Annotated in this window: 12 protein-coding genes; 6 read left to right on the top strand and 6 right to left on the bottom strand. The window is 44.4% G+C overall.

The features are described from left to right. Positions 1 to 322 precede the first annotated feature (322 nt). The 6 genes from NL643_RS06870 (at position 323) to pdxY (ending at position 7,774) form a co-directional block, all read left to right on the top strand. Positions 323 to 1,519: a tetratricopeptide repeat protein gene (locus tag NL643_RS06870; protein ID WP_253644137.1), complete on the top strand. Its 1,197-nt coding sequence runs from the start codon at positions 323 to 325 to the stop codon at positions 1,517 to 1,519. Between the two features lie 540 nt (positions 1,520 to 2,059). Then, positions 2,060 to 2,506 (top strand): helix-turn-helix transcriptional regulator, encoded by a 447-nt coding sequence (locus tag NL643_RS06865; protein ID WP_031780583.1) that lies wholly within the window; start codon positions 2,060 to 2,062, stop codon positions 2,504 to 2,506. A gap of 408 nt (positions 2,507 to 2,914) precedes the next feature. Further along, positions 2,915 to 5,095: an ornithine decarboxylase SpeF gene (speF, locus tag NL643_RS06860; protein ID WP_031780582.1), complete on the top strand. Its 2,181-nt coding sequence runs from the start codon at positions 2,915 to 2,917 to the stop codon at positions 5,093 to 5,095. A gap of 61 nt (positions 5,096 to 5,156) precedes the next feature. After that, on the top strand, positions 5,157 to 6,467 hold the full coding sequence (potE, locus tag NL643_RS06855) for a putrescine-ornithine antiporter (protein WP_253644136.1): 1,311 nt from the start codon (positions 5,157 to 5,159) through the stop codon (positions 6,465 to 6,467). A 147-nt stretch (positions 6,468 to 6,614) separates the two neighbouring features. Beyond that, positions 6,615 to 6,803, top strand: coding sequence for an AbrB/MazE/SpoVT family DNA-binding domain-containing protein (locus NL643_RS06850; protein ID WP_005396772.1), 189 nt, complete (start codon positions 6,615 to 6,617; stop codon positions 6,801 to 6,803). A gap of 101 nt (positions 6,804 to 6,904) precedes the next feature. Next, positions 6,905 to 7,774, top strand: a complete 870-nt coding sequence (gene pdxY, locus NL643_RS06845; protein WP_253644135.1) for a pyridoxal kinase PdxY — start codon at positions 6,905 to 6,907, stop codon at positions 7,772 to 7,774. A 76-nt stretch (positions 7,775 to 7,850) separates the two neighbouring features. On the opposite strand, the gene sstT is transcribed toward pdxY, so the two are convergent. The 6 genes from sstT to NL643_RS06815 all read right to left on the bottom strand — a co-directional run bounded on the left by sstT (position 7,851) and on the right by NL643_RS06815 (position 13,294). Further along, on the bottom strand, positions 7,851 to 9,068 hold the full coding sequence (sstT, locus tag NL643_RS06840; RefSeq protein ID WP_253644134.1) for a serine/threonine transporter SstT: 1,218 nt from the start codon (positions 9,066 to 9,068) through the stop codon (positions 7,851 to 7,853). A 357-nt stretch (positions 9,069 to 9,425) separates the two neighbouring features. After that, complete coding sequence (rsgA, locus tag NL643_RS06835) at positions 9,426 to 10,502, bottom strand: ribosome small subunit-dependent GTPase A (protein ID WP_253644133.1); 1,077 nt, start codon at positions 10,500 to 10,502, stop codon at positions 9,426 to 9,428. Between the two features lie 275 nt (positions 10,503 to 10,777). Beyond that, a complete protein-coding gene (locus NL643_RS06830; RefSeq protein WP_074190342.1) occupies positions 10,778 to 11,086 on the bottom strand; it encodes a PTS transporter subunit EIIB in 309 nt (102 codons plus the stop codon). Then, complete coding sequence (locus NL643_RS06825; protein ID WP_006740812.1) at positions 11,076 to 11,690, bottom strand: SCO family protein; 615 nt, start codon at positions 11,688 to 11,690, stop codon at positions 11,076 to 11,078. Before NL643_RS06825 ends, NL643_RS06830 begins: the two co-directional genes overlap by 11 nt. Positions 11,691 to 11,699: 9 nt before the next feature. Then, entirely contained in the window at positions 11,700 to 12,125 is a 426-nt protein-coding gene (locus tag NL643_RS06820; protein ID WP_253644132.1) for a hypothetical protein, read from the bottom strand. A gap of 251 nt (positions 12,126 to 12,376) precedes the next feature. Continuing rightward, positions 12,377 to 13,294: a DUF368 domain-containing protein gene (locus NL643_RS06815; protein ID WP_041853110.1), complete on the bottom strand. Its 918-nt coding sequence runs from the start codon at positions 13,292 to 13,294 to the stop codon at positions 12,377 to 12,379. Positions 13,295 to 13,690 lie beyond the last annotated feature (396 nt).

Genomic DNA, 13,690 nt, shown 5'->3' with positions numbered 1-13,690 from the left:
ATAAAACAGACGCATAGTGAGAGCTTCTGCACATCATTAAAATGTAAATTTTTATAGGAGGAGCAAGGGGGGATGATAGGGGAGGAGAATATCTCAGCCCCAAAAGCGTGATTAAGTTCTATAAAAATCGCAGTGATATTTTTTAATTAAAAATAAGTTGCAGTGATATTGAATAAAATACCGCCATTAAGTCTTGGCAAGCTTCAGATTTTCGCTAAGTGGTCGTTATATAATGAAGGTAGTCGGCGTTATGTCGGCGCGTAATCTTAAGATTTCCCTGAGAGGGAGATGAATTGGGCCCTGAAACCAAAAGAGGCTATTTATGAGTAGTATGGGCATTGCCATTGCGGCAACTGGCCTTTCACTCGTCCTGATATTTGTGTGGATGATCTCGTTGTCGATGCGGAAACAGAGACTCGAGGCAGAGAGGAAAGCTCGCGAAGCCGCTTATCGAAAGGCGATGCAAAAAGCGCGAGAGCAAGAGCGTAAAGAGCGTGAGTTCAAAGCAGAAACCGGGCATATCCCCACCATTTTATTTCTAGCGAAAGAAGCTGAGAAGGACAACATTCGTCAAGCGCTGTATTGGTATGATAAAGCCGCTAAGTTGGACAATGTGACGGGAATGTACGGTATTGTTCGCTTGAGTGAGCGCATGCGTGAAGATGTGATTTTAAAAGAGCAGGCAAACTTTTGGCGTACCGCCATTGCCGGAATGGAAGGGGATACCGAAGCAAAATTTGCGACAGGCAAAGCGTTGGTTTTTGGTCGCGGAACGGAAAAAAATATTCCCAAAGGTAACCAACTGATTGAAACCGCAGCCGAGGAAGGCTGCATTGATGCCATGCTTTACATGGGTGAGTGGCAACTTTCACCAGACAATAGTGCAGGACGCAGTGCAGATGCACTTTATTGGTTTATGAAAGCGGCTGAAAAAGACAGTGCGGACGGAAAGATCCAAGTTGGCTTATGTTACCTAAATGGTGTTGGTACAGAAAAAAGCATGGTCAAAGGCTGCTATTGGCTTGAAAGGGCCGCAGAAGGTGGCAGCGCCGAGGCGATGTATCATGCTGGCGAAGCGTGGAAGGACAAAGGTAAAACAGGCAATGCGATTGCTTATGTTTGGCTGTTTCTTGCTGCCAATATGGGGTATCAGCCAGCGCGTACGTTGCGTGACGAAGTGGCGACTAATATTGGTGTTGACGTCGTCGTTGGATTGCAATCTATAGCGAAACCGTTGCAAAGAAAGCTGGCGTCAGGGATGGTAAGAAAGCATTCCATTATTCGGGCGCTGAACAAGGTGTACAAACGCGAAGCGTATTTTCCTGCAGAGGAGGAACTTAACGCGGTGCTGAGTGACGAAAATAAAGACGATGCTAACGCATGGGATGAAGCATCGGCGCCGAACTTCCAGCCAAACATGACCACAGCAACGACGGAAGGGCAGACAACCACATCGTCTACCGAAAAAAAGCTCTCTAAAGAGGCGCTCGATTTCACGCAGAATTTCCTTCAACCATAATTTATCTTATCCATAAGCCTCATAATTGAGGCTTTTCTTTTGCCTTTCTGTCTCAGTATCTCTGTCGATCACAATTACAGACTGTAAACTTATCTAAGCGATTCATTTACTGGACTGCATACTATTTATTCGATTTTTCAACACATTTTTAGTGCTTCGCTAAGATGGGATATGTTTATCTTCAAATAGAGGGATTTCCCTCTTTATCTACTTCTCCTGTTGGGCTCAAATCAAGTCTCTTCAATTGATAGTAATAATGATTGAAGAGCAATACTTGATGCCCAGAGTAATAGGTGAATAGTATTCATTACTTTATCTAATAATGTAAATTAAAATTTGTATTATAAATCTTAAATTGTGTTTTTATATTTAGGCATGGATTATTGATTTTATAATTAATTAGGCGCAAGATGACGTACAAAATAAAATAGCATAGATAATATGCAGAATTACACTAGGAAGTAACTTTTTCATTACATGTTTCAGCAGAAATGGAGCGAATTAGTTTGCTCTGTTTTTATTTCTATTAGAGATTTGTGTATGTTGAGAATCATTAGTGCAGATAAATTCATCTCTTCAAGATTTATCTTAGAGTACAGTAAGGCTGAGTTCGCTTCTTTATTAGGCGTTTCCGTTGCTAAGATAAGTAATATTGAAAGTGGAAAATCTTCAATCCCCCCGGTGTACGATTACGCCATTAATTATTTACTTAGTGAGCATCCTTTTAAAGATAGTGCTGTTGACGCTTTATGCTCTCACGAAACGTTAAACTTTGCTCGGCGTATTGACGTCAACACCAAAGTAAAGCGCCTGTCCTGCAAGCGCTGCGATAGCCGAAGGCTGCACGTTATGGCAGGAATGAGTGGGTTGTATTTTGTTGAGTGTATGGATTGTAAACATACCATGTACTCGTCAGGCATGTCTGTAAAGCGTTATCAGCAATGGTCGAATGGTGGAGTCAAGCTAGATAGTCATTTATTCAATTAAGTTGTTTTTTCTTTATATCCAAAGTAAAGAGCCATCAATACATGTGTTGATGGCTCTTTTATTATGTGTTTAAATTTGGTTAAAAGTGGAGTGTTTTAAACTGCAATAATATAATTTAACTTATTATATAGTGATGGAAATCTCAAAACTTTATTTTCTTATAATAACCTTCTTTTTAATAATGGGCGTTGTCACATAATTATTGAAGGTTCTTTCCTTTTAGGTGCGTTTCAATATCATTGAGATAGAAGCTGGAAAGTGATGAAAGTCTCTAAATTTTAATTCGATAAAATAAGTCTTTTAAATATGAAAATTTAATCACGAAATTTGTAATTTGAATTTTAAATAAATATTTCGTTTGTAATATCTGTCCTTGTCATTTTTAAAGAACAAAAAGAGATATTTCAAATGAAACGTTTAATTATAGGTGTTAGTAATTACATGCCTGAAGACTTTAGCTTATTAGCTGAATCTTTAGATGAACAATTTAATCGTCACTTACTGCCTTTAGAACAAGTTGAATTAACCGACGTTGGTGCGGCTATTATTACGTCAGCAGACATTAAAGCGGGTCTGCACAGAATGATTTCGGAAACAGGGTACGGAATTCCTGTTTTCTTAGTGACCGATGAAACTCCAGTTTCGGCAGAAGATTACGTTTGGTTAACGGGTGTTATTGATTTAGAAAGACAATCTATCGATTACTACTGCCGTCAAATTAATGAAGCTGTGACTAAATATGAGTGTCGTCTGCTCCCTCCTTTCTTCAAGCAATTAACGCACTACGTTGAGATGGGTAACTCGGCGTTTGACTGTCCAGGGCACCAAGGTGGTCAGTTCTTCAAAAAACACCCTGCTGGTAAACAATTCTACGATTTCTTTGGCGAAAACCTATTCCGTAGCGACTTGTGTAACGCGGACGTGGACTTAGGTGACTTACTGATCCACGAAGGTTCTGCACACCAAGCGCAAGCACATGCTGCAAAAGTATTTAACGCTGACAAAACTTACTTCGTACTTAACGGTACTTCTGCTTCAAATAAAGTGGTGTGTAACGCGCTAGTAACTGAAGGCGATTTGGTATTGTTCGACCGCAATAACCACAAGTCGAATCACCACGGCGCGTTAATCCAAGCGGGTGGTATGCCAGTTTATCTAGAAACGGCGCGTAACCCTTGGGGCTTCATTGGTGGTATGGATGAGCACTGTTTCGATGAAGAGTACATTCGTGCTCAAATCGCGAAAGTATCTCCAGAGCGTGCACGAGATGAACGTCCGTTCCGCCTGGCCATCATCCAGTTGGGTACTTACGACGGTACAATTTATAACGCTCGTTACGTCATGGATAAGATTGGCCACCTTTGTGACTACATCTTGTTTGACTCTGCATGGGTAGGCTATGAACAGTTCATCCCTATGATGAAAGACTGTTCGCCACTGCTACTGGATCTGAAACCAGAAGATGCGGGTGTGATCGTGACTCAGTCTGTTCACAAACAACAAGCTGGTTTCTCTCAAACGTCGCAAATCCACAAAAAAGACCGCCATATCAAAGGCCAAGCTCGTTACTGCAATCACAAACGCTTTAACAACGCGTTTATGATGCACGCATCGACATCTCCTTTCTATGCGTTGTTTGCTGCATTGGATGTGAACGCGAAGATCCACGATGGTGAAGCAGGCTTACGTTTATGGAGCGACGCAGTTAAGACAGGTATCGAAGCGCGTAAAGAAATTCTCAAAAGTTGTGAGTTAATTCGTCCGTTCATTCCAAATGAAATTGAAGGTCAACCTTGGGGCAGTTATGACACTGATGTGATCGCGACCAACAAGAAGTTCTTCATGTTTGAGCCAGATGCAAACTGGCACAAGTTTGAAGGTTATGGTGAAGGTCAATACTTTGTTGACCCATGTAAATTGTTGCTAACCACGGCAGGCATTGCCGAAGACGGCAGCTACGCAGATTTCGGTATTCCGGCAACGCTATTGGCGAACTTCCTTCGCGAAAACGGCATCATCCCTGAGAAGTGTGACTTGAACTCCATCTTGTTCCTACTCACTCCAGCGGAAGATATGGGTAAGATCCGTCACCTTGTCGCGCAAATCAATCGATTCGAAAAATTCATTCGTGATGATGCACCTCTCAGTATCGTGCTACCAGGCGTCTACGAAGCGAACAAAGAGCGCTACCGTGGTTACACCATCCGTCAGCTATGTCAGGAAATGCATGACATGTACAAAGAGCTGAACGTGAAACAGCTACAAAAAGCGATGTTCCGCAGTGAATACTTCCCACAAATGGTTCACAAACCAGACGTGGCAACACGTAAATACTTCCGCGGTGAATGTGATTACCTACCACTTAAAGAGGCCGTCGGCCGCGTAGCCGCCGAAGGTGCACTACCTTACCCTCCAGGCATTATCTGTGTGATCACTGGTGAAATCTGGACTCAACAGGTGGTGGATTACTTCTTATCTCTAGAAGAAGGCATCAACCGATTCCCGGGCTTCGCGCCAGAAATTCAAGGTGTGTACCTTGAAGATGTCGACGGTCGCACTACCGCACATTGCTATGTCCTAAAAGATTAATCTACCCGTTCGCACCACGCTCCGGCGTCGGTGCGAACCGCTTATTCGTGGAGAATAATTTATGAGTACTGAAACTAAAAAAATGTCGGTGGTGCAGTTAACCATTCTGACGTTCATCAATATGGCTGGATCCGGTATCATTATGCTGCCAAGTAAACTGGCGCAAGTGGGCACCATTTCTGTGTTATCTTGGCTGATCACGGCAGCGGGCTCTTTGGCGTTGGCTTACGTGTTTGCAAAATGTGGTCGCTTTAGTAAACGTGACGGCGGTATGAACGGTTACGCGTCTTACGCATTCGGTAAATCGGGTGCGTTTATGGCGGGCTGGACTTACGGTTTGTCGCTTCTTATTGCGAATATTGCGATAGCGATTACCTGTGTGGGTTACGGCTCCGCATTTTTTGAAGTGACCCTATCTCCGGTCGAAACCTGTTTGTACACCATCGCCATTCTTTGGATTTGTACTTTCGCTAACTTCGGTGGTGCGAAAATCACAGGTCAAATCGGTACCTTCACGGTATGGGGTGTGATCCTACCGGTATGTTCGCTAGGTATTGTTGGTTGGTTCTGGTTTAACCCAACCATGTACATAGAAGCTTGGAACCCAAACCACCTACCATTTGGTGAAGCTGTGAGTGCTTCTATTGCCATGACACTATGGGCGTTTCTTGGTCTTGAATCGGCATGTGCGAACTCAGAAGCGGTAGAAAACCCAGAGAAGAACGTACCAATCGCAGTATTGGGCGGTACGTTGATTGCTGCGGTGGTTTACATTGTATCGACAAACATCTGTTCTGGTATCGTTGCAAACTCTGAGCTTGCCGCTTCTACCGCACCATTCTCAACCGTATGGTCTGTGATGCTTGGCTCAGCAGCAGGTAAAGCGGTTGCTGGTATGGCGGTATTGGCTTGTGCGGGTTCTCTATTAGGTTGGCAGTTCACTATCGCGTCAGTGTTCAAATCATCTTCTGATGCGGGCTTCTTCCCTAAATTGTTCTCTCAAGTGGACAAACGTGGTACGCCAATCAAAGGTATGGTGGCCATCACGGTTATCCAATCGGTGCTGTCTTTAATGACTATTTCTCCAACGCTGAACGAGCAGTTCGAAGCGCTGGTTAACCTAGCGGTAGTAACGAACGTTATTCCTTACATCCTATGTATGGGCGCAATTTTCATCATGCAGCAAGTGGCGCACGTGCCAGAGCGCGAGATGAAAACCACCAACATTATCGCTCTGATTGGTTCCCTATACAGCTTCTACGCGCTATATGGTTCCGGCTACGAAGCGATGATGTGGGGCTCAATCGTCACTTTCCTAGGCTGGAGTGCTTACGGTCTGATTGCTGCCAAGCATGAGCCTTTAGCAAATTAAAAAATAATAATGAAAGAGCCTTCCCAAACGCGGTGTGGAAGGCTCTTTGTTTTTAGGCGCTTATGCCAAGCCCAAGTCAGAACAAGGCTCTTGGGAATAAATATCCAATGATGTGAAAACTCATTTTCGACATTTGGAGGACGAAAGATGATAAGTCAACCTGTTAAAATCGGTGACGATACCGCCGTAGTCATTCCAAGCGTAATCCTGACTCAACTCGGGATAAGGGAAGGAGATACCCTAGAAATCGCACTGAATAAAGACAAAATGGAAATCAAGAAGATGGTGTTGAAAACCAGCGCTCCAACTTACTCTGAAGAAGTTAACGAGAATTGAGTTAGAGAATCTTGGTTTGTCGGATACACTACTGGTTTCGCAAAACTGGCGCTTGCCGCTGTCTTTGAACTATCGATAACAACAATAAGAGGTAAGGTACTATGCAAGGTATCCTCTCTATACAATCTCATGTTTCTTTTGGTCATGCTGGTAACAGCAGTGCCGTTTTCCCAATGCAACGCATGGGCTTCGAAGTATGGCCGATTCATACCGTTCAATTTTCTAACCACACGCAGTATCAAGAAGGCTGGACTGGGCGAGCGTTTGCGGCTGAAGACATCAGCGAGTTAGTTCGTGGTCTTGGAAACATCGGTGCATTGGAAAAATGCCAAGCGGTGTTGACAGGCTACCAAGGCAGCGCAGAGCAGAGCCTTGCTGTTGAAGATACCGTGACGAAAGTGAAGCAAGCGAATCCGAAGGCACTTTATGTTTGCGACCCTGTGATGGGCGCGCCAGACAAAGGCTGTATTGTGGCGCCGGGTATTGCAGAAAACTTGTTAAACCGTCTGATGCCAATGGCAGATGTGATCGTGCCTAACCAGTTCGAGCTAAGCCAATTTGCAGAGATGGAAATCCACTCGTTAGACGATGCGATCACGGCATGCCAACGTGCACTAGCGAAAGGTCCAAAAATAGTGCTAGTGAAGCACCTTTACTGCCTAGAGAATGGCTGCTTCAACATGTTACTGGCAACGCAAGAAGGCATTTACTTAGCGAAGCGTCCTCAGTTTGAGTTTGCCAAACAGCCTGTGGGTGTGGGTGATCTTATTTCGGCTATCTTCACCGCTGGATTATTGAAGGGGTGGTCTCCTAAGCAAGCTTTCCAACACTGCCATGACGCGTGCTACGGGGTATTAAGCGCCACTTACCATGCTGGGGAGTGGGAGCTGCAAACTATCGCGGCACAGCAAGAATTTGTTGAGCCAAGTAAGCATTTCTCAATTGAAGAGGTGGCTCTGGCCACCGCGTAATTGAGCGCAAAGCATCCGTACTTAAACAAAAAAGGGGAGCCATCATCGGCTCCCCTTTCTATTTGTTCTGTCAGTCTTACTGAGCTTTTTGCTGTTCTGATTTACAAACTGCTGCAGTGAAGACAACGTCTGTTGAACTGTTTAGTGCAGTTTCAGCAGAGTCTTGAATCACGCCGATGATGAAGCCAACCGCTACAACCTGCATTGCTACGTCGTTTGAGATACCAAACAGACCACACGCAAGTGGGATAAGTAGTAGCGAGCCACCTGCAACACCTGATGCGCCACATGCAGAAACCGCAGCCACAATACTGAGCAGTAGCGCAGTCAGTAGATCAACTTCGATACCCATAGTGTGCACAGCTGCAAGCGTTAGCGTTGTGATAGTGATTGCAGCACCAGCCATGTTAATGGTCGCACCTAGTGGGATAGATACTGAGTACGTATCTTCGTCCAGTTTTAGCTTCTCACATAGTGCCATGTTTACTGGGATATTCGCCGCACTTGAACGAGTGAAGAACGCGGTTACACCACTTTCACGTAGGCAACGGAATACAAGTGGGTAAGGGTTTTGCTTAGTTTTAACGAACACGATCGCCGGGTTTACAACGAGTGCGATGATCATCATTGCGCCAAGAAGAACCGCCAGAAGGTGTGCGTAGCTTGCTAGTGCGTTAAAGCCTGTTGTTGCGAACGTTGAAGCAACCAGACCAAAGATACCAAATGGTGCAAGACGAATGATAAAGCGAACAATGTGAGACACGCTGTGGCTGAGATCTTCAAACACGGCTTTCGTTGTTGCAGATGCGTGGTGTAGCGCAAGACCCAGACCCACACCCCAAGCAAGAATGCCGATGTAGTTTGCTTCTACTAGTGCATTTACTGGGTTGTCGACCAGTTTAAACAACAGTGTGCGTAGAATTTCAGCAATACCTTGAGGCGGCGTTGCACCTTCAGCGCCGGTGACAAGCGTTAAATTGGTCGGGAAAAGGAAGCTTAGAACCACTGCTGATAGCGCCGCGAAGAACGTACCCATCAGGTACAGTACAACGATTGGACGCATGTACGTGTGCTGGTTTTTCTTTTGGTTCGCAATTGAAGCGGCAACCAAAATAAACACAAGGATCGGCGCGATCGCTTTAAGAGCACCAACAAAAAGGCTACCAATTAATCCTGCACTTTCGGCATGGCTTGGGGAAATTGTGGCGAGCAAAATACCAAAGACAATACCCACAAGGATCTGGACGACGAGGTTACCACGAGCAAATCGGGCAACGAGGCTGTTGTGTTGCATACATCATTCCTGCAATTTTATGCCAGAGCGAGCAGGGCAATAGTCCATCATTACACGGCGATAATGCCCTTGTATTGCAAGGGGTGAGCATTGCTTCTGGTCACTAAGACACATGATTATGAATTATCCTGTTTTTATAAATTCAGCCATTTTCTTGCTGAATATCACATATCTTAGCTTGGTAATATTTTGTGTCTAGTTTTAGTTTGTTTTTGGATTAAATGTTTGCTCAATGTTATTTAAATAAGATTTTTATGTTGAAAATTATCATTAGTTATGAGTAATGGTTTTTAATAAAGTTGTTAAAAAGGAGACTTTCGTCTCCTTTGATTTTATTGACAACTCAAACGTAACAAATCAATAACTTTGTTGGCGCCTGCGCTTATCACTCATGGCATTTCGAGTGAGTTTCCCGAACTGTCGACTTTGAGCTCGTTGTTCTGCCAAAGTCGCGCCGTTAAAGGCTTGTTCTCGCAATAGTTTTTGATAGTTATTGAAACGACGAACCTCCAGTTTGCCATTTTCAATCGCAGCTTGAACTGCGCAACCCGGCTCAGTTTGATGCTGGCAATCACCAAAGCGACAACGCTGAGCGAGAACCTCAATGTCAGAAAATGCCTCACTGACGCCCACTTCGCAGTCTGCTAGTTGAAGCTCGCGCATTCCCGGAGTATCAATCAAGATGCCGCCATCAGGTAATAGATGGATAGAGCGCGATGTGGTTGTATGTCGCCCTTTGCTATCGTCTTCACGAATATGCCCAGTCGCCTGTTCTTGCTGCCCGAGTAATGCATTCACAAGAGTTGATTTGCCAACGCCTGAAGAACCGATAAAAGCGACGGTTTGCCCCTCATTACACCAACTCATGAGCTTAGAAGTACTTTCTGCATCTAAGCCGTTGACCGTCTCAATGACTAGCAGAGGGTCTAGCTTCTGTACTTGGCTTTTGAGTTCATTGACGTCGTCACACAAATCGGCTTTGGAAAGGACGATGACGGGTTCGACTTCGGCTTCATGAGCCAAGGCGAGATAGCGTTCAATACGACTTAAATTGAAGTCGTCGTTAAGGGAACAGACGATAAAAACGGTATCCACATTGGCTGCGATGAGCTGCTCTGCCACTTTGCTGCCTGCTGCTTTGCGGCTAAAGAGGCTCAAGCGATCCAGTAAGCGAACAAATTGCTGATCGTCATTTAAGATAACCCAGTCTCCGACGGTCATATTGGGTAGAGAGTGGTGGGCATTGAGGTGGACTTGCCCCGTTTCTGTCGCCAATAGGTAACCACTTCGGTGATGCGCAATCACACGTGCAAAGATAGTGTCGTCGTAATCGTCTAGTGTCAGTTGTTGCTGAAAAAATGGTTTCCAACCCAATCGTTTTAGTGGGTTTGAAGTTGAAATTAATGTGTCACAAAAAGTATGTGTTTGATTCATTGTTGAATTATCCCAGACGCAAAAAAGCGCCTTAATACAAATCGCATTAGGGTCTAATTCGGATAAAGTTGACCCCGGTGAAGACCGGGCAGAGAAGGGGAGTTGTGGTTATGCCACAGAGTTGGTTCTGTTAGGGTTACCCTTGCGATGCCCAGTTAGTGTTATTCAATACAATCATCTTGTGTCCTCTTCGTTGGTTAATAAATAAGTGAGTTAATTAAGCCAAAAGAGTATAGCCGCCCTTTTCTAAAGAGGGCAGCTATACTGCAAAAATATTAACTTTGTTTTGTGATGCGCTCTTCCATAATCTGCGAATACGTGTTGGCTTTTAAGCCGTATATGATTTGGACATGACGCTCATCCAATATCACGATGCCATGTGCGCCATGATTTTTGAGTGCATTTTTATCTATGATGGACGTCGTTCTAAGGGTAAGACGCAGCCGAGTCGCGCATGCCCCAGTTTCTAGCAGGTTTTCTATCCCCCCAATGGCGTCAATGATCGTATCGACGTCTTGTTCGACATTGGGGTTGGTTTGAGTTAGGAAACTGAAAAACTGTTTCAGCACTGACTTAACTGTCATTTGAGGAGCCTTCAGTCGTCAGTTTTGAAATGGCTTCAACAATCGGTGCCGGCGAGAGTGTATGCGGTACCTTGGTGATTAACGTGCCATCCGGCTTCAAGAAGTAAAAGTAAGAGCTGTGATCAAGCGTGTATTTGAGCTCCGAGCCTTCCAATTCGGTTTTTCGGAAAATAACACCATAGTTGTGTGCCAAAGGTGTGGTTACATCAAGCGGTGCCGATAGGCCTTCAATCATTGGATGGAAGTAATGGGCATATTTCGCCGAGGCATCGGCCTCATCACGCTCTGGATCTAAAGAAATGAACATTGGGCGCAGTTGTGCTTTTTGCGCTTCATCGATTTGATTCAGGGCTCCTGCCAGCATAGCAAGCGAAGTTGGGCAAACATCTGGGCAGCGAGTAAAACCAAAATAGACGACTCGAATGCGAGGGTCATTCACATCGAAGATATTGACGGCTTGGTTATTTTCCCCAAACAATACCGTTTGTTGAGAGGTGGAACTATCCACTTGCTCTGGCTTCGTTTTCTGATTATCTAAATAGCTTTTTACGCCAAACCCGAGGGCGAAAGCAACTACGAGAAATAGGGACCAATTGCGGCTCATAACGATTCCTTATCTTTGCATTTTTATAGCAGGGTAAACGGTATTCTCTCCATCACTGAGTTCACCAACCCAGGTCATGGCGTCTTGAGTGCAAACCGGCAGAATGATGTCACCTTGATATTGACCGGGAGTGACTTGCTTCAGTAAAAACTTGGGTTCTCCCATCTCCATTTCTCTTCCTGAAAGGCTTAGGACGAGTTGCTCAGCATCGCTTGTGTGCCACTCAACATTCAGAGTAGTAGGGACCAAGGGTTGAGCAGTATCTGCGTTGAGCGTCATCGTAACATTCTCTTGAACGCACGAGGCAGTAGAGAGAACGCAATACTCATCTATCGGTTTGATCGGAGTGGATGAAGAAAAGCTTTTTAGTAAAGTTGGGGCATAAAATCCCGCAACCAGTGCGGCTGAAACAGCGGCGATTTGTAACACTTTCATTAAGGTTCAGCATTTATCACTTAACATTACCTGCATCGTAGCACAGAAGCGTCATTCGCCAACTCGTGGCCTAGATAAATTGTGCGTTGTGCCTCGATGCCAGAGATCAAAATAACCGCGCGGTGTAGGGGTTGTTGAATCAAGCCCATAAAGATTTTCAATTGCGATGATTTTCTCTTAGCCAACAAACAAAAACGAAGCCAATTGGCTCCGTTCTTGTTTGTTGATTCCGTATTGATTTGATACCGCAGTTACTTGTCTGAATCTGCAAATTTTTCGAGGCTCAAAACCAGCGCAATGGCAGCAAGCATCATCACAACGGCAAGCACTAACTGAGAAGGTTGTGATGTTACGTGTTCAAATTCAAATGGTGATAGGTTGTGCTGTAGCAAGGGCACTTGCTCACCCTTTGAATTGGTGCGCCAAGTGATGGTTTCTTTCCAAGGCCAAATCTTTGGTAACGTACCAATCATTAAGCCTGTCAAAAACATCAGAGTGAAATCGCGGAACTTGCGTAGTAACCACGACAATAGATGCGAAAAGGACAGCAAACCAATCACACAACCTGACAAAAACAGCGCCAATGTATCGACTTGGAAGCCTTTCACGGCGGCTAATACTGGCGCATACATCCCAATCAATAACAAGATAAAACTGCCAGAGATGCCCGGTAAGATCATCGCGCAAATCGCGATAGCACCAGCGAACAATGTGTTAATGGCCGTTGGTTCCATGTGCAGAGGTTTAAGCACGGTGATGCTGTAAGCAAACCCGACACCAACAAGTAGAGTCACAAAGCGGATAAGATCACGTTGTTCAACCTGACGAATAATGTGATAGACCGATACCAAAATCAGACCAAAGAAAAATGACCAAAGTGGGATGGGGTGTGTGTCAAGAAGCCAAGTGATCAACTTTGCTAGCGTAGCAATGCTGGTGAAAATACCGGCAAACAGAGCGATAAGGAAGAAACCGTTGATGTGATTAAAGGCGGCTTTAACCCCTTTTTTTCGCCAAATAGAGAAAAGTGATGGGTTAATGCGTCGAATGCTCTCAAGCAGCGTATCGTAAATGCCGGTGATAAACGCGATGGTGCCGCCTGATACGCCAGGAACAACATCTGCTGCGCCCATGGCGATTCCTTTGAAGAAAGTAATTAAGTAGTTCATTGCTCTAATGCTAAGTCGTTTCGATGGCACAGAGTATACAAACATTGCGACGAAAAAAGTATGAAATAGTGCTGTAGCTACTGGGTTTTATATCCAAGTAATTGCTTATTTTTGTTACAGGTTATGAGGTGATTCAAATACAACGATATCTTAATATTTGGTTTACATTATTGAGATGATTAACTGTACTATCAATGGCTACGTTTGTTGCATTATGCAAATGCAATTTGATAATTGGATTTGCGTTTTGCTATATTTTATATAGACAAATTAACGTAAGTGTTCACCAAGCCCCTATTGACAGAAAAAGTGTGACACTCAGCACTTGATCCATTCTTGGCTATTGAGTGATCATTCCAGTGCTTCATCCTGTTTGTTATGAGCAGAAAGAAAGCC

It is taken from the genome of Vibrio sp. Y42_MX_L11 (assembly GCF_024181785.1).
Taxonomy (GTDB): Bacteria; Pseudomonadota; Gammaproteobacteria; order Enterobacterales; family Vibrionaceae; genus Vibrio; species Vibrio diabolicus.
This window is presented reverse-complemented; position numbering and strand designations above follow the sequence as displayed.